This window comes from Mycobacterium sp. NGS24 (assembly GCF_059813065.1).
Map to the genome: position 1 here is coordinate 128,302 of NZ_JCALDW010000004.1, position 23,911 is coordinate 152,212.

A 23,911-nucleotide genomic window follows, 5' to 3' on the forward strand; every position below is an offset into this window, starting at 1 on the left:
GATGTGCGAGTACGCCCCACCCCCACCGCAGAGTGACTAGGTGGCGCTTCAGCGGGTAACCGCCCCTCATGCCTACCATCGGATATTTCTTGTCCTGCGAACAATTCGGACCGGCAGAGCTGATCGACCAGGCCAAGCGGGCGGAAGCTGCCGGGTTCGACGCACTGTGGATTTCAGATCATTTCCACCCCTGGAATGACGAGCAGGGACAGAGCCCGTTCGTCTGGGGCGTCATCGGAGCCTTGTCGCAGGTGACGTCGCTGCCGGTCAGCACCGCGGTGACCTGTCCTACGATCCGCATCCACCCGGCCATCGTCGCCCAGGCCGCCGCGACGGCCGCGGTGCAACTGGACGGCCGCTTCGTCCTGGGTGTCGGCAGCGGGGAGGCCCTCAACGAGCATGTGCTGGGCGATCGCTGGCCGTCGGTCGGGCAGCGCCTGGAGATGCTCGAGGAGGCCATCGACGTCATCCGGTTGCTGCACAAGGGCGACGAGATCAGCCACCACGGCAAGCACTACGAGGTGCAGGAAGCTCGCATCTACACTCTCCCGGACAAGCCGGTGCCCATCTACGTCTCCGGGTTCGGTCCGCAGGCGGCCAAGTTCGCCGGCCGGGTAGGCGACGGGTACGTCCTGGCGATGCCTTCGGCGGAACTGGTTGACACGTTCCGCAAGGCCGGGGGTGGAGACAAGCCGGTGCAAGCCGGGACCAAGGTCAGCTGGGACAAAGATGCCGACAACGCCCTGAAGACGGCCCACCGACTATGGGCCAACGAGGCGTTACCGGGTCAGGCTGCCCAAATCCTGCCGCGTCCCAGGGATTTCGCCGATCTCATGTCACTCGTACCGCCCGACCAGGTCGCGGAGAGCGTCGCCTGCGGGCCCGACCCCGACAAACACGCCCAGCAGGTCCGCGAGTACTTCGAGGCCGGGATCGACGAGGTCTACGTGCAACAGATCGGGCCGGACATGGCGGGCTTCTTCTCGGCGTGGGAGCGCGACGTCTTGCCCCAACTCCGGAAGTAAACGCCGCCGGGCTACCGGACCCGCCATTGCTAACGAGCAAGATGGTCGACATGACCGCCGTATACCGAGCGCCGATGCGCTCCCGCAGCGACGAGATCGACCCGCAAGCGACTCTCGAGCGGGCTCGCCGCTTGGGCGTGTGTGGCTTCGGTCAACAGGTGCGCGACTCCGGCGAGGGCGAACGTCTGGACCGCCGCGTCGCGCGGTTTGCCGAGGTGCCGGACGGTTCGTTCGTGTGGACCCGCGACACCGACGGCCTGTATTGGCTGGGAAGAATCCGCGGGGCATATTTCTTCGACGCCGACGACGGGGCCACCGAGGTCGATCTGGTGCATGTGCGGCCGTGCGACTGGTCAGCCGAACCCGTGTTGGAGCACGATGTGCCTACCGCGGTGGCGGAGACCTTCCGCCGTGGCGGGCGGAATTTTCAGCAGACCCACGATCCATCGGTAGGGATTGCGACACAGCGCATTTGGGACCGCGAAACCAATTGAGACGTTATCGGTCAGCATTCTTTGCGACCAAGACTTCGCCTTCGAGCCCGTCGGGGTCACGAAAGAAAAGACTACGCACGGCACCGAAGTCGTTGACTGCACCATCACTGGCGCCGCGCTCGACAAGCCGCTGCCGGATCACCTCGAAACTTTCCGGCGTGGCCGCCTGCAAGCCGAAGTGGTCGAGCCGTCCGCGACCCCACATCGGCGTCTGCCGGTCTGGCTCCCGATTGCCCTCAATGGTGACCACATTGAGTTCGGTGTGCGGGCCGATGCGGATCATCGTCATGGTCTCATCGCCCTTTTCACCGTGCGGCTCGGTGGGCCCGACCTCCGCTTCGAACACGCCGGTGTAGAAATCGCGCAACCGGTCGATGTCGCCGGAGATCAGCGCGATGTGATTGATCCCGTCGAGTAACACCGGCCACCCCTTACGCTTTCGATTCCGAGCGCCGAACCCGGCGCAGCAGGTGCACCACGGCAACCACCAGCCCGCCCACCACCGCACCGATCACCGCCGAGGCTGCGGTATTGAACAACCAAGCCAGCACACCGCCCACCGAGTCGACCGCGTGATGTATGCCTTCCTCCGCGTGGTGCACCAGACTGTACGGGGTCTGCCAGCCGAGGTGACTGCTGTGCACCAACAGGATGTGGCCGCCCACCCAGAGCATCGCCGCAGTCCCGACGACGGAGAGTGCCGAGAGCAGTCTGGGCATCCCGGCGACCAGGCCGCGACCCAACGCCCTGCCCGCTCGGGACGACGTCGCAGCGAGCCGTAGGCCGACGTCGTCCATCTTCACGATGCCCGCGACGACCCCGTAGACGGCGACCGTAATGACGAAGGCGACGATGACCAGGATGATGAACCGCGGCAGGAATGCGAGTTCAGCCACTTCGTTGAGTGCGATCACCATGATCTCCGCCGACAGGATGAAGTCGGTCCGGATCGCACCGGCCACCATGTGAGCCTCGCTCTCCGGCAGCTCGGCTTCGCCGTGGTGACCGTGCAGACTGCTCCAAACCTTTTCGGCGCCTTCGAAACACAGGTACGTCGCACCGAGCATCAGGATCGGGCTGAGCAACCACGGCGCGAACTGACTGAGCAGCAGCGCACCGGGCAGGATGAACAACAGTTTGTTGCGCAGCGACCCCAGCGCGATGCGCTTGATGATCGGCAGTTCCCGCTCGGCCGAGATTCCCTCGACGTACTGGGGCGTCACCGCCGTGTCGTCGATGACGACGCCGGCGGCTTTTGCCGTCGCGCGTCCGGCGGCTCCGCTGATGTCGTCGAGCGATGCCGCGGTGAGCTTGGCGAACATGGCCACGTCATCCAGAAGGGCGAACAGACCTGCACTCATCGCGTCTGCTCCATGGCGCGCAAGAGTACTCGCGTGAACCTCGCGTGGCTCATCAGGCAGGTCGGCTGCCGATCTCCAGACCAGCCAGTTCCGAGGTCCCGTCGAAAATGGTCCGGCCCCACTCCCGGACGGTGAGGCGCAGGGTGGCTGCCAGGTACTCGTAGTCGGTGTCGATATTGCGGCGTTCGCCGGGCAGCGGCACCGGCAGCACGTGCGGGCCGTCGCCGACGCCACGGCCGTCCAGCTCGATGTGGAACCGCGGAGTCCGCGCCTCGATCTGCCAACGCAGGTCATTGCCGGTGTAGGACACCAGCGCCGGTGGGGTGATACGCAGCACCCGATTGCCAAGTCGCACAACGACTCCGGTGACATCTCGCTTGAACGGGCCCAACTCCAGCAGGCCACCGGAGAATGCCACGCACACGTCGGCGTCGCCGAAGTCGTGGGCCTGACCCCACCACCAGCGCAACGGGAATCCCGCTCCCCAGTTGCGTTCGCAGTACAGCGTGGCGTCGGTAAAGGTCCACTGCTCGTCGCCGCTTGTCACAGTTCCCGACGCTTTGCCGCCCAGCCGGTAGGGATGCCAATACTGGTTCAGGAACGGGACGGACGAGAACACCCCACCGCCGCCGAACGGCTTGGGCCAGCGGAATTCGTCGTCGAATTTCAAGTCGACTTCGCTGTCGCCGATGACCATCCGGAGCCGTTCGCGGCTCGCGTCGATCACATCCTCACCGCTCTCGGCCTTGACCGAGAACTCGGTCCGGTCGGCGCGCACCCCGTCGATCGCGGCCGAGCGCACCACCCCACCTGGGTGCAGCGCGATCGCCGCCGTCGACCATTCGCCTTCGGGATGCCGATTCTCGCTGCACAGCGCGACCACCACCCGGCCGGTGTCCGGCTCGGAGATCCGCCAGAACCAGCCCTCCATCTCAGTGCCGTGCGAGGGCAGCGGATCCCCGAAAGGCACGTCGGCGCCGGTGCGTCGATAGAACGATACGAACTGACGGCCGGTGTTCAAGACAGATTCGACGACGTCCATCCATGTTTCGTACCCACCGTCTACCGGGATGAACCGGCCCCCCTAGCCGGATTGCTCACACTCGCGCGGACTGGCCCAGATACGCGACGATGGCGTTGGTGAGCCCGCGGCGCGCTTCGTCGAGATCGGCGTAGCTGCCGAGCTGTCGTTCCGACGCAAGGCCCCGCATCGCGCCGGGGATCATGGTTGCAATCTCCCGCACCCGCTGCGCGTCGACCTGCAGATCGGCGAAGGCGTTTTGGCAGACGGCGTGCCAGCTCTGACCCCACGAGCGCAGTTCGGCTGCGGTGCGCGGATAGAGCCGATCAAGCTCGGCGGGTTCCCGCGGCAGCGCCGCACGCAGGTTCTCGATTGCCCGGGAGTCGGGTGCGGTCAGTCCGTCGTACAGCGTGTCGATGATCTCCGCCACCCGCGCCTGCAACGACGCTCCGGTGTCGGGGTTGGCGAACAGGTTGGCGCGGCGTTGCGCGGTGTGGTGCAGCACGGCGGCCCAGAACCCGTCCGCGTCGCCGAATTGATACTGCACGGTGCCCCAGGTCACGCCGATTTGTTTGGCGATGCGATTGGCCGAAACCGCTCCCGGATCGCCGGACGCCAGAGCGGTGACCGCGGCGTGCAACATGGCCTCGCGGGTGGCCAGGCCACGCTTGTTGGATCGGCGACCCGCACTGTCCGCCACCGCCATAAGGCGCATCCTAACCCGGGCCTCTTGGTTTCGTTGACTGCTTTATGAATCTTCCATAGAGTATTCGACCATCGGATCGAGAGGACCGCGAGCATGGCCAAGCCGCCATTGTCGATGAAACCAACCGGATGGTTTCAGGTTGCGTGGTCAGACGAGATCGGCGTCGGCGATGTCCACACGATGAAGTATTTCGGTCAGGAGCTGATCGCCTGGCGCGCCGACTCGGGCGGGCTCACCGTGATGAACGCCTACTGCGAACACCTCGGCGCTCATCTGGGTTACGGCGGGAAAGTCGTGGGCGAAGTGCTGCAGTGCCCTTTTCACGGTTGGCAGTGGAGCCACGAAGGCCGCAACGTCTGCATCCCGTATCAGGACCGCCCCAACCGGGGCCGTCGGATCCAGACATATCCCGTAGTCGAACGGAATGAGTCCGTTTACATCTGGCACGACATCGAAGGCCGCGCACCGTATTTCGATGCGCCCGACGTCTTCGCCAGCTTCGCCGACGGCAGCGATCCCGACGACTACTACCCGCAGCAACGGCTGTTCCGCCAAGACCTAGAACTGCATCCGCAATATGTGCTCGAGAACGGCGTCGACTTCGCGCACTTCAAGTTTGTGCACAACACACCCATCGTGCCGATCTTCACCCGGCACGACTTCGACGACCCGGTGTCCTACGTCGACTTCACCATCACCTTCGAAGGTGACGACCAGCAGAGCATCGACGACGTCAAGAGCGGCGTGGAAGCCATCAACGGCGGACTGGGCATCGCGGTCACCAAGAGTTGGGGAATGATCGACAACCGCACCATCTCGGCCGTCACGCCGGTCGACGAGCGCACCTCCGACGTCCGGTTCATGGTCTATATCGGACGGGTTCCCGGTCGTGAAGGTCTGGCGGCCGAACGTGCGGAGCGCAAAGCGCTCGGGTTCGGCGAGGAAGTCATCCGGCAATTCACCCAGGACGTGCACATCTGGGCGCACCAACGCTATTCCGATCCGCCGGCGCTCGCAACGGCGGAGTACGAGGGGTTCACCGCAATTCGCAAGTGGGCCACCCAGTTCTATCCCGATGGCCGGGGCGGCAGTGCCAGCGAGCTGGCCCGGTCGACCGCGCGGGCAAAACCCGATTCTCGAGAGGTGCGGCTGTGAGCATCAAAGTCTTTCAAGTGGCAACCGGCAATGTCGGAAGCGAGATGATCAAGCGCATCGCCACTCAGCCCGACCTGGAACTGGTTGGCGTGCACTGCTATTCCTCCGACAAGATCGGTAAGGACGTCGGCGAACTCGTCGGACTGCCGGCCAACGGCGTCACCGCGACCGGCAGCGTCGACGAGATCATCGCCGCCAAGCCCGACGTGCTGACCTTCCACGGTGTGTTCCCCGACGAGGACCTCTACGTCAAAGTCCTTGAAGCTGGGATCAATATCGTCACCACCGCCGACTGGATCACCGGCTGGCATCGCGACCGCAACCACCCGCACCCGTCCGGAAAGCCCGTCACCCAGTTGCTCGCCGAAGCCTGTGACAAAGGCGGCACGACGTTCTACGGCACCGGGATGAACCCAGGGGTCAACCAGATCCTGGGCGTGGTGTGTTCGGCCGACGTCGCGGAAATCGAGAACGTGACCACCATCGAATCCGTCGACGTGTCCTGCCACCACTCCAAAGACACCTGGATTGAGGTCGGTTATGGCCTGCCGGTGGATGATCCGTCGATTCCGTCGAAGTTGGAAAAGTACACCCGAGTGTTCGCCGACAGCGTGCTGATGATGGCCGACTGCTTCGACATCGAACTCGACGAGGTGAAGTTCAGCTACGAGCTCGGCGCCTGCACCAAGGACGTCGACCTCGGCTGGTACACGTTGCCGAAGGGTTCGCTGGGCGGCAACTACATCAAATATCAGGGCATGGTGGATGGCATTCCGAGGGTGGAGACGCACCTGGAGTGGCAGATGACCCCGCACACCGATCCCAGCTGGGACATCAAGGGCTGCTACATCACTCAGATCAAGGGCGACCCGTGCATCTATAACAAGCACATGATTTTCCCCAAGCCCGGCATCGACCTGTCCAACCCCGACAACTTCGCCTCCATCGGCATGACGGTCACCGGACTGCCGGCACTGAATTCCATCAAGTCGGTGGTCGCCGCTCCCCCGGGTCTTGTCACCAGCGCCGACCTGCCGCTTCGGGCATTCGCCGGCCGCTTCAAGATCTAGCGAAACACGTTGCGCTATCGCGTCGTCGGGTGGGGCACCGGCACTGTGGGCCGAGAAATACTCACTACCGTCCTCGATCACCGCGACGACATGGTGGTGGTGGGCGCCCGGGTGTATTCCGGGGACAAGGACGGCCTCGACATCGGCACGCTGCTGGGGCGTGACGCCATCGGAGTACACGCGACCACGTCCGTCGACGACATTCTTGCCCTCGACGCCGACTGCGTGCTCTACACGCCGCGCAACGCCAGCCTGGACGAGGTGTGCGCCATCCTGTCGAGCGGTAAAAACGTTGCCACCACAGCGTTCTTGTTCCATCCCCGGCGTATCCCGTCAGCCGAGCGGGACCGCGTGGCCGCCGCCTGCCAGGCCGGCAACGCCTCGGTGCATGGCAGTGGATTGAATCCGGGCAACCTGTCCGGGGTGTTACCTCTGGCGTTGTCGGGCATGAGCCGCACCATCGACAAGATCACCCTGCAGGAGCGGGCCGATTGGTCGGTGTACGAGAGCACCTCGATCACGTTCGACAACATGGCTTTCGGTCAGCCGATCGAAAAGATCTGCCCCACTGCGACCGACTTTCTGGCCTTCAACAGCGGCCTGTTCGAAAACCAGGTCTGGTTTCTCGCCGACGAATTGGGAGCTGACATCGACGAGGTGGTGGCGGCGGTGGAAGCGGTCCCCGCGAAGGCCGACCACCAGATTTTCGAGCATGCGCTGCTCGCCGGATCCACTGCGGGCCAACGCTGGACGTGGTCGGGGCGCAGAGCCGGGGAGACACTCATCGAGATCGAGGCGCTGTGGACGGTGGGCGGTGAATACCCGGAACACTGGCCCAAACCCGAGCACGGTTGGACGTTGACGATTGAGGGCGCTCCTTCCATGCGCGCCCATTTTTTCGCGCTGGCAAGTTTCACCCGCGCTGCCACTATGGCCGAACACGTCAGGTCGGCCAGTGTCGCTACCGCTATGCAGGTCCTCAACGCGGTGCCGGCGATATGCCAGGCACCCGCCGGCTTCGCAACCAGCGCGTCACTGCCATTGATCCGCAGCCACAACGGGTTTGGGCGCACTCGCTAGCCTGGCGACAGTGCACTCAGGGTGGCCCGGCCACCCGGGTCTTCGGCAGTCGACGGCACAATCGCGACGCAGTCGGCGCCGGCTTTCCGGTACGCGCGCACCCGCGTCCTGATCTGCTCGGCCGAGCCCAACGCACCCACTTCGGCCAGCAACTGCACTGGAATGGCAGCCGCCAGTTCGCGCCTGGTCGCGCCTGCTCGCGCCATTACGACGAGGTCGTTGAACCCGAGGTCACTGAACATTTCGCCGTAGCCCGGTGGGGCGAGATACACCGCCAGTTGGCCGGCGAGTTGAGCATGCGCGCCGGCACCGGGATCGAGGGCGACCGGCACCCATACCGTGAGGCGGGGCACGGAACGGTCACCCGCTGCGCGCTCGAGCGCAGCCCGAACCTGCGCGACGCGGGCGGGCGAGGCGAGGTTGAGCACCACCTCGTCGGCGTGCCGGGCCGCCAGCGCGACCATGCCCGAACCGAACACCCCCAACGCAATTCGCGCCTCAGGTATAGGGTGGCGCAGCCGGAAGCCGTGGCTGCTGATGTGTCGTCCGCTGTAGTCGGCGCGGGCGCCGCCCAGTATCGGCCGCAGGCATTCGATGGTTTCGCGCATGAGGGCCACATGGTGGGACCAGTCGCGGTTGTGCCAGCCGGCCACGATCGCCGGACTGGAGGCCCCCAGCGCGAGATCGATCCGGTTGCCGGTCAGTGCGGCGACCGTGCTCGCCCCCAACGCCAAGGTCACCGGACCGCGCACGCCGACGGCCAGGGGACCGATCTTGAGCGTTAAATCCGTTGCACGCAGACCGATTGCAGTGGCGAGCGCGAACGCGTCGTAGGTGGCCATCTCACCGATCCACAGCGCATCGAATCCGCTCTCCGACGCAGCCTGCGCGATGTCCAGCGCCTCGGTATCGGGACGGTCGAGCCAGTACGGCAGGACGACTTCGATGTCGGTCACAGCATTGACACGTCGGCGGGCTGATCGAGCAGCAGACGTCCGGGCAGTTCGCGCGATGCCTCGTTGACCTGGAAGTGCGCGGTGGCGGTGAACGCATCGCGGAACCGCCGCTGCAGTGGCGAGCTGTCATAGATGGCGCTGCCGCCGGCCAGGTCGTACATGGCACGGACCACGTCCGCGGCGGTCCGGGCGGCGTGCGTGGCCGCCAGCCGTAGCCGGTTGCGCAGCGTCACCGACACCGGGTCGTGGTCGTGGCTGGCCTGCCACGCCTCCTCGACCGTGACGTAGTACAGCGCGCGTGCCGCGCTGAGTGCGGACTCGGCGGTCGCCACCGCCGCCTGGGTCGCGGGCCGCTCGGCCAGGGTCCGGGTGGAGCCGAGTCGTGTTGTGCCACCAGCTATCTCGATGAGGTCGTCGATGGCGGCACGCGCATTACCGAGTGCCGCAGCGCCGATGGACAACGCGAAGAAACCGAACACCGGGAAGCGGTACAGCGGCCGGTCGACGGTCGGGCCGTCGAACACCGAGAACACCCGGTCCGCAGGTACGAAGACTTCGTCGGCGACGGTGTCGTGGCTGCCGGTGCCGCGGAGGCCCAGGGTATGCCAGGTATCAAGGACCGTCAGATCACTCTTGGGTAGTGCGACAACGGACGGCACGCGCCGTTCGTCGACGAAGCAGCCGGCAAACAGCATGTCGGCGTGGGTGATTCCGCTGCAGAACGGCCAACGTCCGGTCACCACGATTCCGCCGTCGACCGACTTCGCGGTGCCGCGCGGCGCCCACACCCCGGCGGCGATACCGCGGCCGTCCCCGAACATCTCCTCGCGGGCGCCCGCCGGCATGTAGGCGACCAGTAGCGCGCTGGTGATCGCGATCGATACGCACCATCCCGTTGCCGCATCACCGCGCGCGATCGTCTCGGCGCACCGCAGCGCGGTCCCGGGATCGAGTTCCGGCGCGCCGACTTCGCGCGGCATGGTGGCGCGCAGCAACCCGAGGTCATTGAGCCGGGCGATGAGCTCGGGGGGAAGCCTGCGCTCGTTGTCGATGTCGGCCGACAGCGCCCGCGCGTACTGGGCGACCTTCTCGGCAAGGAGTTCGATGCTGTCGGCATCGCTGCCCGGTGTCATTGGCGGCTCCGGTGACTGTGAGGGTGCAACAAAAGTAACACCCGACGATTCATCGCCCGCCGTTCGAGTGCGGTCGCCTACTATCGGGACGCATGTAAGCCGCCGACCAGGTCGGCCAGGTCTTCCCTACTCGGCGAGTAGAACGGGAAGTAACAGCAGACATCGGAAGCCATTGCACCGAAACGATTTTCGATCTCAGCTGCGCATTCGTCGGGACTGCCGACGATACCGATGGTGCGCACCATCTCCTCGGTGATCAACGCCCGCATACCGGCATAGTCACCCGTCTTGGACATGGCGTTGAGAAGCGGTTGCAGCTCGGCCCAGCCCTCGACCTCCAGCACCGGGCGGTAATTGGGTGTGGAACCGTAGAACGCGATCAGGGTAGCAACGCCGTCGACAGCTGCCGCCAGCTGCGCCTCGGTACCACCGACAGCGACCATCGCCTGCGCGATCACCTGAAGATCGGCAACCGACCGCCCGGATTCCTGCAACCCCTGGGCCAGCGCCGGCGCGGTCCGCTGCGCGAGGTGTCGCGCACTGTTGAACGGCATCACCAGCAGTCCGTCAGCCACTTCCGCCGCCTTGCGGGTCATCAGCGGTCCGAGCGCTCCCATCAGCACCGGCGGTGGACCGAAAGGGTTGGGCCCCGGATTGAAATTCGGCGGCATCAACGTGTGGGTGTAGAACTCACCCCGAAACTTCAACGGCGCCTGACCTTCCCACGCCGCGAAGATCGCCTTGATCGCGGCGACCTGCTCAGCCATCCGGCTCGCCGGCTTGCCCCACTGCGCTCCATACCGCTTCTCGATGTGCGCTTTGATCTGCGACCCGAGACCGAGCCGGAATCGCCCGCCGCTGTAGCACTGCAGATCCCAGGCTGAGTGCGCCAGATGCACCGCACTGCGCGGCCCGGCGATCGCCACATTGGTCATCAACTCCAGGTCGGCCTCCCCCGCCGCCACGACCAGCGGGAAGAACACGTCGTGGGGTCCCTCGAATGTGAAAAGGCCGTCGGCTCCCAGTTCACCGATCTCGCGCACGCTGTCACGCACCTTGTCCGGTGCGCCCTCTACCTGCAGATGTACCTTCACGCCAGCCACGATTCCCTTCTGATCGGGCCAACCCTACGACATGACGGTGCCGACGACGCGCGTACTCGGCTATGCACCAGGCGAATTCAGGGCGCAGGACACGAATTCGCGATTTGTATCGAGACCGGCCACAGCGCCGTCACCACCCCGAAGGCCCCGACGTCAGCACCGGCCGGCATCACCTTGGCCAGTCGCGTCTCAATCTGCTGAACCTGTTCTGCGTGCAGGAAGGCCCACACCAGGCCCACCGACAGATAAGGAATCGCCAACCACACAGCCGCTTCGATCAGCGCCGCGATGCTGACCCGGTGATCCAACAGCCGGCGCAACCGGTCCAGGCCCACCTCGACTCTGCCTATGCTGCCATGTGATTGCGTCATCGTGCGCTCAAATCAGCGGGCGGCCGCGCCGAACCCGATGGCGCACATCGAGGAGCAGCACGTGACTGCCGCCCTGCCGGATGAACGGCGGCAGGAACCGGTTGACGAAAGCCACCAGCAGGAACAACCTTTCGAAACGCCGTTGCCTGGTGTCACTCCACGAGACACCGAGAGCCTCCCGGAAAACCGGGGCGAGAAAGCCGGTGGTCAGGAACCTCAGCAGGCGGTGAAACGGCCACCGCAGCAGTGGATTGATCATCCGCAGATCAATCAGCTCGTGCAGATATCGGCCAACTGTGTCGCTGATTTCGACGTGCGCGCAGGCCTGGACCCAGTAATCGTCGAAGGCTGCCCGAGTCGGCGGCCACTGATCCTCGCGCACCTGCAACGTGGTGCCCAATGTCCACGCGGAGCGGTAGAACTGTTCTGCCTGTTCGGCATTCATCGGGCCGCGCAGCAACTGATAGGTGTCCTCCAACCCGACGAACAGGCAGGCGGCTACCCACAGCTGCAGGTTGCGATCAAAAGCGTTGTAGCGGACCGGACTTTCCGGCGTGGACCGGACCTGCCGGTGCGCGCCGTCGACGGCCTCGCGGATCGCGGCGCGGTCCCGGTCGGACCCGAAGACCGCGACGGCCAGATACTGGAAGGTGGTGCGCGCGCGTTTCCACGGGTGCTTGAGCAGGTTGCCGGAATCCACCTTGGACTCCACCACGCCGTAGCCCACTCCCGGCCGCGACAACTGCATGATCACATTCGCCGCGCCTGCCGCGAACGACCAGAAGTCCATCGCTTCGCGGACATGGACTGGCCGATCGGTCCAGCGGGCCGTCTGCCGGGTGACCCGGATGCGAGTGTCCTCGAGGGCCAACACCGGAGGTTCCAACGACGGTTCGGGCGAAACTGTCATTAACCGAACCTCCCGCCCAATCCAATTGAAACCTGAGCTCAGCAGCCATTGTCAGGTTCTCACAACCGCGAGAAGTGAGCAACGTCCGCTCGAACTATGGTTAACATGTTTGGTGACTACACACGCCGTCGCCGCCGGGAGCCACCCGATGCTCACAGCACTTCGTAACCTACTCGACTACAAGATGACCGTCGCCGAGCTGATCGGCCTCGCGGTCATCGTTGGCGTCCCCTACCTGTTGGTGGGCCTCGTCTGGTCGGTTACGCATACCTCGCATCTGCACCAGCTGCACGGCGCCGACGCGGTGGTGTCGTTTCTGGGTTCCATCGTGTCGTGGCCGGTGCTGCTGTTCTCCAACGTCTGCATGACCTGACGTCCGACGCCTGCGCTCTACTGCGGATGGCCGGCCAGGTACTCGGCCGCGGAGATCCGTTCGGATGCGGCGTACCCGACGGGCAACAGCACGTCACCCATCGTGGTCAGGTAGTAGACGTCCCACCGGTGGTAGGCGGCGAAGGCGGCGGGGTCGCCGCCGATCGCAGCGGCGTAGTCCTTGACGGCTCCGACGTAGTTGCTCGAATGGTTGTAGCTGTAGATGGCGCCGTCGGGATTGCCGGCGAAACCGTTGGCCGCAAGCATCCGGCCGGCCGCCATGATGCTGTCCCGCGGTGAGCGGATGTCGCCACCCTGGCCGTAGCTGGCGAACGTGGACGGCAGGAATTGCATGGGCCCCTGCGCACCCGCGGTGCTCACCCCGGAGATGCGGCCGAAGTCGGTCTCGACCATGTTGATCGCTGCCAGATAGTTCCAGCCGACGCCGCTGGCCGCCTCGGCCGCGCGGTAGTAGCTGAGCAACTCGGCGGCGGGCGCCGGCGGGTCGATCCGCCAGGCGGGCAACGTCGGCTTCGCCTCGCCTGCGTTCAACGCCTGCAGGTGGTGCCGCGCGTCGACATTGAGGTTGTAGATTCCGCTGAGCTGCGCCGGAATGAGCGGTCGCACGACCGGCTCCCACTCGGGGTGGCGCCCGATGGCACGGTAAGCGGCCTGCTCACGCAACGCCGCGGCCTGCAGCACCGCCTCCGACGACGACGGGTCGCGCAGCGCTTGCTCGTCGGCGACCAGATCCCGAGCCAGTTGCGCCGGGTCAGCGGCCAGCGCCGGTTGCCCGAGCACCAGCGCCGGTGCCGCGTACTGCACCAGCCCGAGCGCGGCCATCATCACGAAAAGTGCTGCGCCGCAGCGCAACAAATGGAGCCGATACGGACTGTGGGCTATCACCATGTTCTCGACCTTCAGCGCTGATGCGGGAGTATTTCCGCCCTCCATCTTGTCCGCTGCGACGCAAATGGCCAATCTTGCTAACGTCGCCGGGTCTACCAGGCCGGTTCGGGGTCCAGCGCCACCACGCGGTTGCCCTGCCACTGATAACGCACGGTGGTGATCGGTCCGGGGCATGCGGTGCATACGTTCCGGCCGTCTTTGTAGTCCAGGGTGACGGTGTCGTCGGTGGTCTTGGCGGCGTTCAAAGATGTGAAGGGATACGCCTTCGAGGTGGCGACACCGGCGAAAGCGCCTTTGTGGAATAGCAGAGCCAGGTCAGGCGAACTGCCGGTAGCACCCAGGACAGTGACGATCACCGTCGACAGCGTGGTGCACGGGTTGTAGTTGCTGCTCGGATCGAAGCTGTGCGTGTTGGTATCCCACCCGGAATTGTCCGGCAGGGCCGGCAGCGACTTGACCGCGGCTTGAATCTCCGGCGCTGCCAGGTTGACCCCGCACGCCGGGTCGGCGTGCGCGCGCACCGACAGTGGATTCAGCACGCTGAACGCGGCGATCAGCGCCGCCGGCACAATCATGCGTATCGACACATTGCCTCCCTGTTGGCGGCCTCCCCGTTGGCTGCACCCATGGTCGCGCGGCAGCATCTCAGGTGGTAGGACCGTGGCGACATTGTGTCGAAGAAGTGACCCTGCGGGTCCTGCCGATCAGTCTCAGTCTTCGGTCTCCACGACCAGCACTTCAGCTTTCGCGCGCTTGGAAACGGCTCGCGGCACCGAGCCCACGACCCGACCCACCAGCGAGTTGGTACCGACGTTGCCGACCACCAGCAGGTCAGCATTCGCGTCTTCGACGAGCTGCAGCAGCGCATCGACCGGTGCACCCTCCACGGCGCGTTCCTCGACCTTGGTGGCACCGGCCTCGCGCGCGCGGTCGGCAGCCTTGTGCAGCAGCTCGTAGACCGGCGCGTTACCTTCGGTGCGGTATTTCTCGTCGCGCGCCTGGTCAGGTGCCGTCCCGCCGTCGTCGCCGTCGTCCAGATACGCCGAAGCAACGATCAGGGTCGCCTCCGACTCGGCGGCGATCTTCGCAGCCCGATCCACCGCGCGCAGCGACGTATCAGACCCGTCGGTACCGACTACCACGACGTTGTAGTTGCTCATTGGAATCCTCCCGAAGGTGTGACCATTTACTAGCCCCTGACGGGACGAACCAAACAAGTTTGCTCGATCCGGTCGGCTAGGCGGTCCTGACGGGCAGCTGCGCCCACCCTCGCACGCTGGATGTCCGGGCCCGGCGGGCGTTGCCGTAGTCGACCTCCCAGTCAGTCCACCGCTTGAAGACCTCCTCGAAGGCGACGCGTCCCTCCAGACGCGCCAACGCCGAGCCGAGGCAGAAATGCAGCCCCTGGCCGAAACTGAGGTGGCCACCCTTGCGGTGGATGTCGTAACGGTCAGGGTTGGCGAATCTTGCCTCGTCACGATTCGCCGACCCGTTGAGCAGCAGCATGTAGGAGCCCGCGGTGACGGTCTGCCCGTACAGCTCGACATCGGCAGCTACGTACCGCGCCTGCACCGGCGACGGCGGCTCGTAGCGCAGGGTCTCCTCCACCGCGGATCCGAGCAGCGAAGGATCGGCGACCAACTCGCGACGCTGATCCGGATGTTCGCCGAGCAGTTGGCCCATGAATCCGATGAGTCGCGCGGTGGTTTCGTTGCCCGCGCCTGCGATCATCGCGGTGTAGGCCAGGACTTCGGTGCGGTCCAGCCGGCGACGGGTCCCGTCCTGCTCTTCCACTTCGGCGTTGAGCAGCTCTGTCATCAAGTCGTCGGACGGATGCTTGGCGCGCCACTCGATGTAGTCGGCGAACAGCGCGATGGAGTCCTGGAAGATGGTGGCGCTGATATCGCCCTGCTGCGCACCGACGGTGATGCTGTGGTCGTTGCGATCGCGGATGACCTGTTGCTCGCCTTCGGGGATGCCCAACAGGTACCCGATGGTGCGCATCGGCATGATCGCGCCCAGATCGACCACGAAGTCGAAGCCGTCGGCATCCCGCAGCGGATCCAGTGCGCGCGAACAGAATTCACGCACCAGATCTTCGACGGCCAGCATCCGGCGCGGGGTGAATACCCGCGACAGCAGCTTGCGGTGCAGGTCGTGCAGCGGCGGATCCTCGAACAGCAGGATCCCCGGCGGTACTTCGAGGCCGCTGAACAGGATGTCGGCAGTGGTGCCGCGGCCCGACCGGTAGGTCTGCCAATCGTGCAGTGCGGGCGCCACATCGGCGTAACGACTCAGCGCGTAGAAGTTGTACTTGTCGTTGAAATACAGTGGCGCTTCGGCACGCATCCGTTTCCACACCGAGTACGGATCGTCGTCGATGTCGTGATCGAACGGGTCGTAGTAGAGCTGCGCGGTCTGGACCATTGATGTTCCTATCGAGGCTGGTTCGGGACACCGGGGAACAGCTGCTCATTGGGCCCCGAGGTCACGTAGCCGCCCAGCATCGTGATCAGATGGGGCGCGAATACCGCGCCGTAGAGCAGGTTTCCGATCAGGATCACCGCGCCGATGGACAGGGCGGCGGACTTGACGCGGTTCTTCGTCCTCGACTCAGCCCACATTTCGATGACGTTGCGGCCGAAGGAATCGGTGCGCCCGAGCAGGTAGGCGAAGACCATCATCTGCACGCCCAGGGCGATGGAGTCATAGATCGGATACTGGTGCTTGGTGCCTTCGAAAACAGCCAACCCGGGAATCACGTACGCGTAATAGAAGACACCGAGCCGGGCGCCGAGGAAAGCGTTGAAGACGAACGCCCAACAGAATCCGACGACGAAACCGGAGATCAGGAGGGTGAACGGTCTCCCCAGCCTGTTGGCCCAATCAAACCGGGCCACAAGCCTTTTCCCGAGCGCGGCGCCGAGCACGGCGGGCAGCACGAAGTAGCCTATGTAGCCCACCGGTACCGACGAAGGGAGCCCACCCCACGTCATATTCAGCGGCCACCACGACGGCATCCGCGGCAGGGCAGGCGGGAACTGCGCATACATCGCCCAGTCGTAGGGTGCCTCGATCCAGGAGAACGAGATCGCCGAGATGCACAGCAGCAGCAGCGGGTGCAGCCGACGCTGCCGGACGCTCAGATACACACCCGCGGCGGTGAACGCGATGCCACTACCCCACCCGAAGATGACCGCGCCGGTGAGCAGCGGCGTCAGGCCGTCGTTCATTGGACAGGCTCGTCACGGTCGCCGCCACGCGCTTCGGGGTCGAAGTAATAGACCGCGCCGAAGATCAACACGATCAAGCCGAACAGGGTGCCGAGCATGATGACTGCGCCCACCGCCACGCCCCTTCCCGTAGACTTTTAATAGTGGACACTATTCTAAGCGATCGGTCAAGGGACTATCGTGAATAACCGTGTCCCCGCGACCTGCGCCCGAGAAGAAGCGGGCTGCGACGCAAGCCACCGTTGCGCCGCTGCGCCGACCCCGCGGCGAACCGCGCCGGTTACTGCTCGATGCCGCACGGGAGTTGTTCGCCCGGCAGGACTATCGGAGCACCACCACCCGGGAGATCGCCGAAGCCGCCGGAGTCAGCGAATATTTGCTCTTCCGCCACTTCGGCTCCAAAGCCGGCCTGTTCCGGGAAGCCCTCGTCGTACCCTTCACGACCTTCGTGCACGAATTCGGCCGGACGTGGCAAGCGGTCGTCCCCGAGGAGACCAAAGAAGAGGATCTGGCAAGGCTTTTCGTCGGACAACTCTATGACGTGCTGGTGGAACACCGCGGCCTGCTGCTGACCCTGTTGGCTTCCGAAGGCTTCAGCGAGGACGAATTCGCCGGCACCGGGATGGCCGATATCCGGGCGGCACTCGCGGTACTGGGCCAGATCAGTGCGGAGGGAACCCGGCTACGCGGGTTCAAGTCCAGCCAGCCCAACCTGCCGGCGCACTCGACGGTGGCGATGATCGTCGGCATGGTCGCGCTGCGCTCCACCTACTTCGGCGACGAACAACCCTCGCGCGAGGTCATTGTCGACGAACTCGTCCAGGCGACCCTGCACGGTTTCCTGCACCGCACCTGACTACTGCGCGGGCTCTGCCGCCTCGCTGCACCGGGGCAACTCGTGCAGGGCTGCGGGTCCCGCCCCGTCCGTCTGCAGAATCCGTTGGTCGTCCGCGGCGGTGGCGACGCTGATCTGCAGTTCGTCGCCGGCGGCGTTGTCCGGTGTGACGAAAAGCTGCAGTTCGCCCGAATTTGCGTACAGGATCGCGTCGTCGCTGGACAGTTTCCACGGCTGGCCGTCGGTCGGCCACCGGCCGCCGATGAGCCGGATTTCCTCGCGGTCGCTGTCCTCGTCGCTCGAGGTCGTGGTGACGCAGTCGACCCATAGCTTCGACGGCACCGGACGGAAGTAGACCGCAAGACGCTGCCGGTTCAAATTGGCGTCGATCGGGATCCCGATCGGCGGCAGCAACGTCCCCTCGGGACGGTCGTTGAGCGATTTCCTGACCTCGCGCGACCCCAATCCGGCACCGAACCAGTCGATCGTCAGCAACGTGCTGACGTAGTTCACGATCGCCAGGGTCAGCACACTGCCGGCGCTAGCGCCCACGCCGGCCCCCACCGCCCAAGTGACCGGCAGCGCAAGCAGGCCGACCACAGCGGCAGCGCCGGCGGCCGTCGCGGTCTTACCGGCCAGCGTCAGGCTGAAGTCGGCGTCCACTTCCGGCTCCGGCGGGTTTTGCGTCGGACGCACCCCGACGGTCCGGGGTAGCCGATCGAATTGCTCGTTGACGTGCTTGACGATCGCTTCGTAGTCCTTCTCGTCGAGTTCTCCGGCGCGCTTCTTCTCGCCGGCCGCGCTCAGCGAGCGCTCCAGGCTTTCGACGGATTCGCGGTCCGCGTACCAGGTCTCGGTCTCATCGGGGTCGCGCGGAATGTCGTCGAGACCCATCTCGTAGGTGACTTTGAAATTGGCCTTGAAGTCGTAGAGCTTCGTGTCCGCGCTGACGGTGCCGTCGATGACCAGCCGGCCCTCCCCGGTTCGCGGCAAGATGTCTGCGGTGAGCCCGTCCAGGTTGCGATCTTCGCCACCGATGTTGACCGTCTTCGGTCCCTCCAGCAGACACGGCACCTCGGCAACGAAGTCACTTTCCTCGAGGCCGAAGTTCTTCATCACGGTGTCCCGGACCTGTCGCAGGATGCTCCACCCGGTGACCGCCAATCCAGCTTTCTCACGCGGGTTTTCGGCCAGGATCGAGGCGGGCAGATCCTCCCCGGACGGCAGCTCGCGCAGCGTCTGGAGCTGGATCACCAAGGACTCGTGGGTGATTGCGTCCGAACCGGAGCCGACCTCGAAACGCTGCACCATTACGTCGAGGTCCTTGAATGTGGTGTCGTCGTCGGACTCGGGGTCCACCTCGACCGGCGTCGGCATGATCTTGACGATGCCGTCTTCGCCCTCCTCGGCGAGTTTGGGACGGACCGCATCGGCGATCTGGGCAGCCAGCGAGTCGAGCACCCGGGTTCGTAGTTCCTCGTCCGATGTCATGGGGTGCTGCAGCCGCTCCATGTTCACCATGAGTTGTCCTGCGATGCTGTGGGTGATCCAGTGCGCCTCGGCGTAGTCGAGTTCCCAGCTGACCCGGGGGTCCTGCCCGGCGAACACCGTATGACCGTCGGAGCGGCGTTCCAGGTCCGATCCGTACAGCCGCCCGCTGTACTCGTCCGCCGGCGGGGAAGCCACCAGCACGGGTGCGTCCTGCACGGTCAGATTCAACGCGATGGTCTGTTTGCCGGGCTCGATCTCATAGGGCTCGAGCTGGTCGTGGATCGTCAGCCGGCCGAACAGCGGGATCTCGTTGTACGGGATTTCCCGCGACTCCCCTTTGCGGGGACCGTCGGGGATGGTGATCGTCACCGGCGGCAGCGGCACCAGCGGGATGCAGCTTACCGAGTCGATGACGATCTTCGAGTCGAAGATCGCCAGGTCGATTGCGAAGTGCCGCAATGGATCACGGAGATCTCCGTCGACCTCTTCCTGCCACGGGCGTTGCTGGGCGTCGTGGATGAACCAGACCCGATCCAGGGTCAGGTCCAGCGTCGCGGTCGCCGAATAGCCGGTACCGTCGACGGACTCGGTGTACTTGTCGCCGCCGACCATGTCAGCCGTCTGGTCCTGGACGCGTTCACGATGGATCTCGATGATCGTGTCGGGGCGATGCATGTCAACCTCCCGGTGCGGTTGCTGCGCGTCATTCTGAACGGAGTGCTCGCGCTTTCTGTACCCACAAAGAACCGTCTTGAGTCAGGCGCCGCCGGGATGCGGGCCGGCATCACGGCAACTTGATCACCGACACGTACATTTCCAGCACCGGCCGGAACAGGTCGACGTCGTCGAGCTGACTGCCTAACATCACCGAATCCGTGGTGGCCACCAACACGTGGGCGAACGTCAACGGCGGGATCAGCAGCGCTCCGCCGAGCCGGTCGATGCCCTCGACGATGAACTTGCTCAGCGCCTCGACGACCTCTGAGCGTTTGGCGGCCACCCGCTCGCGCGCTTCGGCATTGCGCAGGAGATACAGGGTGAACTCGTGGCCCAGCGCGGCATGTTCGGCGCCGCGGTCACGGCTCAGTTGGCGCCATCGCTCGGCGATGTCGTCGAGTTCGTGTGCACCGATTTGGGTGGACGTCGACATGACGTCGGCGAAGTTGTCGAAATAGCGGCGCCAGTACCGGTCACTCACGGCGAGGAACAGGTCTTCCTTGGTGGCGAAATGCTTGTAGATCGCGCCCTTGGTGTAACCGGCAGCATAAGCGATGTCATCGAGAGTCGCTGCGGTGAAACCCTTTTCGGCGAACACTTCCTGCGCAGCATCCACCAGCAGAGCACGGGTGTGCTCGAGTCGTCGCTCTCGCGTCCACCGCTCCGCCATGCCGTGATTGTGCCACAGGATCTGGGATGCTCATTGTTCATTCAGATACCGATAGGTATATTGCCGATGGATCAGTAACCGAGGGGACCCAACGTGAGTGAATCGCTGAGGCAACAGGATGTGCCTGCCGTCGCCGAGTCGGCCGGCAACGTGGCCGATTTCGGCGCCCAGGCTCAGGTGCAACGGGTGCAACTGTGGGCGGTCGCCGGCGGAGCGTTGCTCGTTCTGCAGGTCTACGTGTGGATCCGCTGGATCACAGGGCCCTACTTTGAGCGGGTCCCAGCGGGTCCGACGGACGTGCCGCTGTTCATGAAAGTGCCGCTGATAGCGAACGCGGTGATCCTTTGGCTGGCGCTGCCGTTCGCGCTGTGGTGGTTCATCGTGCGGCCGTGGCGACGGGAACGCCGCATCACCCTGGACGGCATGCTGCTGGTGTCCACCGGGCTGATGTTCTTCCAGGACCCGCTGCTCAACTACTTCAACACCTGGTGCACCTACAACAGCTGGCTGTTCAACCGGGGTTCGTGGTCCTCACACATACCGGGGTGGGTGTCACCTGACGAGCCGGGCCGTCAGGTCGCCGAACCGCTGTTGACGAACGCGCCGGGCTACGCCTATGGGGTTCTGCTGATCACCATCTTCGGCTGCTGGGTGATGCGCAGAATCAAAGCGCGATGGCCGAATCTCAGCAACCTCGGATTGATCGGCGTGACATACCTGTTCACGTTCGTTTTGGACTTCGTCATGGAGGGTTGCCTGCTGCTGCCCACCGGGCTGTTCACGTATCCCGGTGCTATTCGGGCTGTTTCGATCAATGCCGGCCATTACTACCAGTGGCCGGTCTACGAAGGACTGATGTGGGGCGGCGTGCAGGCGGGCCTGTGCTGTCTGCGCTACTTCACCGACGACCGTGGCCGCTCCGTCGTGGAACGTGGAATCGACCAGGTACGAGGCGGATTCGTCAAACAACAGTTCACCCGCTTTCTGGCGATCTTCGCCGCGGTGAGCGCGTGTTTCTTCTTCCTCTACAACGTTCCCGCGCAGTGGATGGGTATGCACGCCGACCCCTGGCCACAGGACATGCTCAAGCGTTCGTACTTCGTCAGCGGAATCTGCGGCGACGGGACGACCCAGCCCTGTCCCGACCCCGCGCTACCGATGCCGCGCAAAGGATCGGGATACATCGACACCGACGGCAAGCTGGTTCTCCCACCCGGCGTTCGAGTACCACAGACCGTCCCCTTCGAACGAGGGAAATGAGTTGCCGGACAGAGCTGATGTGACGATGGCAGGAGGCTCCCGCGATGAGTGATCTGATGAACCAGAACGCGCCGGTGACCACCGAACGGCTCGGCAGCGCCGCCGGACTCAGCGTGCCGGGACCGCGACCAACCAGACCGGTCCGGATCTGGGCAGCCGCCGGTGGCGCGATCCTGGCGTTCCAGCTGTTTGTCTGGATCAGCTGGATCAGCGGACCCAACTTCGAGCGGGTGCCCGCCGGGCCCAGTGATCCGCCGACGTTCATGAAAGTCATCCTCACGACCTGGACGGCCGTGATCGTCGTGGGTTGGCCGGTTGCCATTTGGCACTTCATCGTGCGGCCCTGGCGGCGAGAACGGCGGGTCACGCTGGACGGCATGCTGCTGGTCGCCTGCGGCCTGATCTTCTTTCAGGATCCGCTGTTGAACTACTTCAACACCTGGAGCACCTACAACACCTGGATGTGGAACCGCGGCTCGTGGGTGCAAAACGTTCCCGGCTGGCAGTCGTTCGGTGAACCGGGCCGGATGATGGCCGAGCCGCTGTTGATGAACGCGCCGGGTTACTCGTTCGTCCTGCTGTGCACGATTCTCGGTTGCTGGGTGATGCGCAAGGTCAAGTCGCGGTGGCCCAACATCAGCAACGTGGGTCTACTGGGCGTCGTTGCGGTGTGGGCGTTCTTCTTCGATTTCGTCATCGAAGGACTCTTTCTGATGCCAATGGGGCTCTTCACCTACCCCGGTGCGATCCGGTCCCTGTCGATCAACCCCGACACCTACTACCAGTGGCCGGTGTACGAAGGACTGATGTGGGGAGGTGTGCAGGCCGGGTTGTGCTGCCTGCGCTACTTCACCGACGACCGCGGTCGCACCTTCGTCGAACGGGGGCTCGATCGCATCCAAGGCGGAGTCTTCCGACAGCAATTCACCCGCTTCCTGGCGATCTTCGCCGCGTGCAGCGCATTCTTCTTCGTGTTCTACAACCTGCCCGCGCAATGGTTCGCCATGCACGCCGAACCGTGGCCCGACGACGTCCTGAAACGGTCCTACTTCCTGATGGGAGTGTGCGGAGACGGCACGGATCGGCCGTGCCCGGATCCGGCATTGCCGATGCCGCGCAAGGGATCCGGCTACATCAACACCGACGGCAAGCTTGTGTTGCCGCCCGGCGTAGGGCTGCCGAACACGGTGCCGGTGGAACGGGGAAAGTGACTCGATGACTAACGGGGTGCCTGTGGAAGTTCAATCCGGTTGCACCACACCGTTTTACCGAGCGGTAGGTGAGGAAGTACAGGTCTTCCGGGCCGCCGCCCGACGCGGTCTGCCGGTGTTGCTGAAAGGGCCCACCGGGTGCGGCAAGACCCGGTTCGTCGAAGCCATGGCGCACGAGCTAGGCCGCAACCTGATCACCGTCGCCGGCCATGAAGACATGACATCCGCGGACCTGGTAGGCCGATTTTTACTCAAGGGCGGTGAAACCGTCTGGGTGGATGGGCCATTGACGCGGGCGGTGCGCGAAGGTGCCATCTGCTACCTGGACGAGGTGGTGGAAGCACGCCAGGACACCACGGTCGTGATCCATCCCCTGGCCGACCACCGTCGCGAATTACCGCTCGACCGGCTCGGCACCACGTTGCCGGCCGCTCCGGATTTTCAGTTGGTGATCTCCTACAATCCCGGTTACCAGAGCGTCCTGAAGAACATCAAGGAGTCGACCCGGCAACGTTTCGTCGCCATCGAGTTGGACTTTCCGCCGCCCGACATCGAAACAGAGGTTGTCGCCTACGAATCCGGAATCGACCTCGCGACCGCGCGCACCTTGGTCCGGCTCGGCAACGCGATCAGGAACCTGGACGGCTCCCCGCTGGGCGAAGTTTCCTCCACCCGAATGCTGATCCTGGCCGGCGGCCTGATCGCCGAGGGGCTGAGCCTGCGCTGTGCCGTCGAGTCGGCGGTGGTTCGCGTGCTGTCCGACGACCGGGAAGTGGTCCGCGCCCTGGGTGAGCTCGTCGACGCGGTGCTGCCCGCGCCGTGACGGCG

26 protein-coding genes are annotated in these 23,911 nt (G+C 64.8%); 10 read left to right on the forward strand and 16 right to left on the reverse strand.

Translation table 11 applies throughout. The features are described from left to right. Nucleotides 1–68: 68 nt before the first annotated feature. Together AC5Y6Y_RS08085 and AC5Y6Y_RS08090 are read left to right on the forward strand one after the other, a co-directional pair. Complete coding sequence (locus tag AC5Y6Y_RS08085; RefSeq protein ID WP_473139077.1) at nucleotides 69–1,025, forward strand: LLM class F420-dependent oxidoreductase; 957 nt, start codon at nucleotides 69–71, stop codon at nucleotides 1,023–1,025. Between the two features lie 50 nt (nucleotides 1,026–1,075). Continuing rightward, nucleotides 1,076–1,519 (forward strand): GAF domain-containing protein, encoded by a 444-nt coding sequence (locus AC5Y6Y_RS08090; RefSeq protein WP_473139078.1) that lies wholly within the window; start codon nucleotides 1,076–1,078, stop codon nucleotides 1,517–1,519. A gap of 4 nt (nucleotides 1,520–1,523) precedes the next feature. On the opposite strand, the gene AC5Y6Y_RS08095 is transcribed toward AC5Y6Y_RS08090, so the two are convergent. Genes AC5Y6Y_RS08095 through AC5Y6Y_RS08110 form a run of 4 tightly spaced genes read right to left on the reverse strand, consistent with a single transcriptional unit; the run spans nucleotide 1,524 to nucleotide 4,607 of the window. Further along, complete coding sequence (locus AC5Y6Y_RS08095; protein ID WP_463827694.1) at nucleotides 1,524–1,940, reverse strand: VOC family protein; 417 nt, start codon at nucleotides 1,938–1,940, stop codon at nucleotides 1,524–1,526. Between the two features lie 10 nt (nucleotides 1,941–1,950). After that, nucleotides 1,951–2,880 carry a DUF808 domain-containing protein gene (locus AC5Y6Y_RS08100; RefSeq protein ID WP_473139079.1) on the reverse strand — a complete coding sequence of 310 codons (930 nt, stop codon included), beginning with the start codon at nucleotides 2,878–2,880 and terminating at the stop codon, nucleotides 1,951–1,953. Between the two features lie 52 nt (nucleotides 2,881–2,932). Then, the gene (locus AC5Y6Y_RS08105; protein WP_473139080.1) at nucleotides 2,933–3,922 is read right to left on the reverse strand and encodes a tocopherol cyclase family protein; all 990 of its coding nucleotides are present in this window, start codon (nucleotides 3,920–3,922) and stop codon (nucleotides 2,933–2,935) included. A 55-nt stretch (nucleotides 3,923–3,977) separates the two neighbouring features. Further along, nucleotides 3,978–4,607: a TetR/AcrR family transcriptional regulator gene (locus tag AC5Y6Y_RS08110; RefSeq protein ID WP_473139081.1), complete on the reverse strand. Its 630-nt coding sequence runs from the start codon at nucleotides 4,605–4,607 to the stop codon at nucleotides 3,978–3,980. 93 nt (nucleotides 4,608–4,700) lie between these two features. Here AC5Y6Y_RS08110 and AC5Y6Y_RS08115 point away from each other — a divergent pair, with 93 nt between their 5' ends. The 3 genes from AC5Y6Y_RS08115 to AC5Y6Y_RS08125 are packed head-to-tail and all read left to right on the forward strand — an operon-like array spanning nucleotide 4,701 to nucleotide 7,912. Further along, nucleotides 4,701–5,762, forward strand: coding sequence for a Rieske 2Fe-2S domain-containing protein (locus AC5Y6Y_RS08115; RefSeq protein WP_463827691.1), 1,062 nt, complete (start codon nucleotides 4,701–4,703; stop codon nucleotides 5,760–5,762). After that, nucleotides 5,759–6,832, forward strand: coding sequence for an NAD(P)H-dependent amine dehydrogenase family protein (locus AC5Y6Y_RS08120; RefSeq protein WP_463827690.1), 1,074 nt, complete (start codon nucleotides 5,759–5,761; stop codon nucleotides 6,830–6,832). The genes AC5Y6Y_RS08115 and AC5Y6Y_RS08120 overlap by 4 nt, the downstream gene beginning before the upstream one ends. Before the next feature lie 57 nt (nucleotides 6,833–6,889). Then, nucleotides 6,890–7,912 carry a dihydrodipicolinate reductase gene (locus AC5Y6Y_RS08125; RefSeq protein ID WP_473139272.1) on the forward strand — a complete coding sequence of 341 codons (1,023 nt, stop codon included), beginning with the start codon at nucleotides 6,890–6,892 and terminating at the stop codon, nucleotides 7,910–7,912. Here AC5Y6Y_RS08125 and AC5Y6Y_RS08130 read toward each other — a convergent pair. The 5 genes from AC5Y6Y_RS08130 to AC5Y6Y_RS08150 form a co-directional block, all read right to left on the reverse strand. Then, nucleotides 7,909–8,868, reverse strand: a complete 960-nt coding sequence (locus AC5Y6Y_RS08130; RefSeq protein WP_473139082.1) for an LLM class F420-dependent oxidoreductase — start codon at nucleotides 8,866–8,868, stop codon at nucleotides 7,909–7,911. The two genes, AC5Y6Y_RS08125 and AC5Y6Y_RS08130, sit on opposite strands and share 4 nt — an antisense overlap. Continuing rightward, nucleotides 8,865–10,001 (reverse strand): acyl-CoA dehydrogenase family protein, encoded by a 1,137-nt coding sequence (locus AC5Y6Y_RS08135; RefSeq protein WP_473139083.1) that lies wholly within the window; start codon nucleotides 9,999–10,001, stop codon nucleotides 8,865–8,867. Before AC5Y6Y_RS08135 ends, AC5Y6Y_RS08130 begins: the two co-directional genes overlap by 4 nt. 80 nt (nucleotides 10,002–10,081) lie before the next feature. Continuing rightward, nucleotides 10,082–11,095, reverse strand: a complete 1,014-nt coding sequence (locus AC5Y6Y_RS08140; RefSeq protein ID WP_473139084.1) for a TIGR03617 family F420-dependent LLM class oxidoreductase — start codon at nucleotides 11,093–11,095, stop codon at nucleotides 10,082–10,084. 86 nt (nucleotides 11,096–11,181) lie between these two features. Next, nucleotides 11,182–11,475, reverse strand: a complete 294-nt coding sequence (locus tag AC5Y6Y_RS08145; protein ID WP_463827686.1) for a hypothetical protein — start codon at nucleotides 11,473–11,475, stop codon at nucleotides 11,182–11,184. A 7-nt stretch (nucleotides 11,476–11,482) separates the two neighbouring features. After that, entirely contained in the window at nucleotides 11,483–12,385 is a 903-nt protein-coding gene (locus AC5Y6Y_RS08150) for an oxygenase MpaB family protein (protein ID WP_473139085.1), read from the reverse strand. Between the two features lie 148 nt (nucleotides 12,386–12,533). Here AC5Y6Y_RS08150 and AC5Y6Y_RS08155 point away from each other — a divergent pair, with 148 nt between their 5' ends. Next, nucleotides 12,534–12,758 (forward strand): hypothetical protein, encoded by a 225-nt coding sequence (locus tag AC5Y6Y_RS08155; RefSeq protein WP_463827684.1) that lies wholly within the window; start codon nucleotides 12,534–12,536, stop codon nucleotides 12,756–12,758. Between the two features lie 17 nt (nucleotides 12,759–12,775). On the opposite strand, the gene AC5Y6Y_RS08160 is transcribed toward AC5Y6Y_RS08155, so the two are convergent. The 5 genes from AC5Y6Y_RS08160 to AC5Y6Y_RS08180 form a co-directional block, all read right to left on the reverse strand. After that, nucleotides 12,776–13,603 (reverse strand): lytic transglycosylase domain-containing protein, encoded by an 828-nt coding sequence (locus AC5Y6Y_RS08160; protein ID WP_473139273.1) that lies wholly within the window; start codon nucleotides 13,601–13,603, stop codon nucleotides 12,776–12,778. A gap of 155 nt (nucleotides 13,604–13,758) precedes the next feature. Further along, entirely contained in the window at nucleotides 13,759–14,253 is a 495-nt protein-coding gene (locus AC5Y6Y_RS08165) for an LppP/LprE family lipoprotein (RefSeq protein WP_463827683.1), read from the reverse strand. A 123-nt stretch (nucleotides 14,254–14,376) separates the two neighbouring features. Then, complete coding sequence (locus AC5Y6Y_RS08170; protein WP_473139086.1) at nucleotides 14,377–14,826, reverse strand: universal stress protein; 450 nt, start codon at nucleotides 14,824–14,826, stop codon at nucleotides 14,377–14,379. 76 nt (nucleotides 14,827–14,902) lie between these two features. Next, nucleotides 14,903–16,093, reverse strand: a complete 1,191-nt coding sequence (locus AC5Y6Y_RS08175) for a cytochrome P450 (protein WP_473139087.1) — start codon at nucleotides 16,091–16,093, stop codon at nucleotides 14,903–14,905. 8 nt (nucleotides 16,094–16,101) lie between these two features. Further along, nucleotides 16,102–16,899 (reverse strand): spirocyclase AveC family protein, encoded by a 798-nt coding sequence (locus AC5Y6Y_RS08180; RefSeq protein ID WP_473139088.1) that lies wholly within the window; start codon nucleotides 16,897–16,899, stop codon nucleotides 16,102–16,104. Between the two features lie 190 nt (nucleotides 16,900–17,089). Here AC5Y6Y_RS08180 and AC5Y6Y_RS08185 point away from each other — a divergent pair, with 190 nt between their 5' ends. Continuing rightward, entirely contained in the window at nucleotides 17,090–17,755 is a 666-nt protein-coding gene (locus AC5Y6Y_RS08185; RefSeq protein WP_473139089.1) for a TetR/AcrR family transcriptional regulator, read from the forward strand. On the opposite strand, the gene AC5Y6Y_RS08190 is transcribed toward AC5Y6Y_RS08185, so the two are convergent. Then, entirely contained in the window at nucleotides 17,756–19,900 is a 2,145-nt protein-coding gene (locus tag AC5Y6Y_RS08190) for a hypothetical protein (RefSeq protein ID WP_473139090.1), read from the reverse strand. Nucleotides 19,901–20,009: 109 nt separating this feature from the next. Next, nucleotides 20,010–20,612: a TetR/AcrR family transcriptional regulator gene (locus tag AC5Y6Y_RS08195; RefSeq protein WP_463827677.1), complete on the reverse strand. Its 603-nt coding sequence runs from the start codon at nucleotides 20,610–20,612 to the stop codon at nucleotides 20,010–20,012. 93 nt (nucleotides 20,613–20,705) lie between these two features. Here AC5Y6Y_RS08195 and AC5Y6Y_RS08200 point away from each other — a divergent pair, with 93 nt between their 5' ends. Genes AC5Y6Y_RS08200 through AC5Y6Y_RS08210 form a run of 3 tightly spaced genes read left to right on the forward strand, consistent with a single transcriptional unit; the run spans nucleotide 20,706 to nucleotide 23,906 of the window. Further along, entirely contained in the window at nucleotides 20,706–21,872 is a 1,167-nt protein-coding gene (locus AC5Y6Y_RS08200) for a spirocyclase AveC family protein (protein WP_473139091.1), read from the forward strand. 44 nt (nucleotides 21,873–21,916) lie between these two features. Further along, nucleotides 21,917–23,083, forward strand: a complete 1,167-nt coding sequence (locus AC5Y6Y_RS08205) for a spirocyclase AveC family protein (RefSeq protein ID WP_463827675.1) — start codon at nucleotides 21,917–21,919, stop codon at nucleotides 23,081–23,083. Between the two features lie 4 nt (nucleotides 23,084–23,087). Then, nucleotides 23,088–23,906: a CbbQ/NirQ/NorQ/GpvN family protein gene (locus AC5Y6Y_RS08210; RefSeq protein ID WP_473139092.1), complete on the forward strand. Its 819-nt coding sequence runs from the start codon at nucleotides 23,088–23,090 to the stop codon at nucleotides 23,904–23,906. Nucleotides 23,907–23,911: the final 5 nt, after the last annotated feature.

What these genes read in the sequence shown, in the direction of transcription:
- AC5Y6Y_RS08100 (WP_473139079.1), bottom strand. Translation starts at nt 2,880, where the DNA reads ATGAGTGCAGGTCTGTTCGCCCTTCTGGATGACGTGGCCATGTTCGCC.
- AC5Y6Y_RS08155 (WP_463827684.1), top strand. Translation starts at nt 12,534, where the DNA reads ATGCTCACAGCACTTCGTAACCTACTCGACTACAAGATGACCGTCGCC.
- AC5Y6Y_RS08195 (WP_463827677.1), bottom strand. Translation starts at nt 20,612, where the DNA reads ATGGCGGAGCGGTGGACGCGAGAGCGACGACTCGAGCACACCCGTGCT.
- AC5Y6Y_RS08145 (WP_463827686.1), bottom strand. Translation starts at nt 11,475, where the DNA reads ATGACGCAATCACATGGCAGCATAGGCAGAGTCGAGGTGGGCCTGGAC.
- AC5Y6Y_RS08210 (WP_473139092.1), top strand. Translation starts at nt 23,088, where the DNA reads ATGACTAACGGGGTGCCTGTGGAAGTTCAATCCGGTTGCACCACACCG.
- AC5Y6Y_RS08205 (WP_463827675.1), top strand. Translation starts at nt 21,917, where the DNA reads ATGAGTGATCTGATGAACCAGAACGCGCCGGTGACCACCGAACGGCTC.
- AC5Y6Y_RS08105 (WP_473139080.1), bottom strand. Translation starts at nt 3,922, where the DNA reads ATGGACGTCGTCGAATCTGTCTTGAACACCGGCCGTCAGTTCGTATCG.
- AC5Y6Y_RS08135 (WP_473139083.1), bottom strand. Translation starts at nt 10,001, where the DNA reads ATGACACCGGGCAGCGATGCCGACAGCATCGAACTCCTTGCCGAGAAG.
- AC5Y6Y_RS08190 (WP_473139090.1), bottom strand. Translation starts at nt 19,900, where the DNA reads ATGCATCGCCCCGACACGATCATCGAGATCCATCGTGAACGCGTCCAG.
- AC5Y6Y_RS08090 (WP_473139078.1), top strand. Translation starts at nt 1,076, where the DNA reads ATGACCGCCGTATACCGAGCGCCGATGCGCTCCCGCAGCGACGAGATC.
- AC5Y6Y_RS08175 (WP_473139087.1), bottom strand. Translation starts at nt 16,093, where the DNA reads ATGGTCCAGACCGCGCAGCTCTACTACGACCCGTTCGATCACGACATC.
- AC5Y6Y_RS08170 (WP_473139086.1), bottom strand. Translation starts at nt 14,826, where the DNA reads ATGAGCAACTACAACGTCGTGGTAGTCGGTACCGACGGGTCTGATACG.
- AC5Y6Y_RS08110 (WP_473139081.1), bottom strand. Translation starts at nt 4,607, where the DNA reads ATGGCGGTGGCGGACAGTGCGGGTCGCCGATCCAACAAGCGTGGCCTG.
- AC5Y6Y_RS08150 (WP_473139085.1), bottom strand. Translation starts at nt 12,385, where the DNA reads ATGACAGTTTCGCCCGAACCGTCGTTGGAACCTCCGGTGTTGGCCCTC.
- AC5Y6Y_RS08085 (WP_473139077.1), top strand. Translation starts at nt 69, where the DNA reads ATGCCTACCATCGGATATTTCTTGTCCTGCGAACAATTCGGACCGGCA.
- AC5Y6Y_RS08180 (WP_473139088.1), bottom strand. Translation starts at nt 16,899, where the DNA reads ATGAACGACGGCCTGACGCCGCTGCTCACCGGCGCGGTCATCTTCGGG.
- AC5Y6Y_RS08160 (WP_473139273.1), bottom strand. Translation starts at nt 13,603, where the DNA reads ATGATGGCCGCGCTCGGGCTGGTGCAGTACGCGGCACCGGCGCTGGTG.
- AC5Y6Y_RS08115 (WP_463827691.1), top strand. Translation starts at nt 4,701, where the DNA reads ATGGCCAAGCCGCCATTGTCGATGAAACCAACCGGATGGTTTCAGGTT.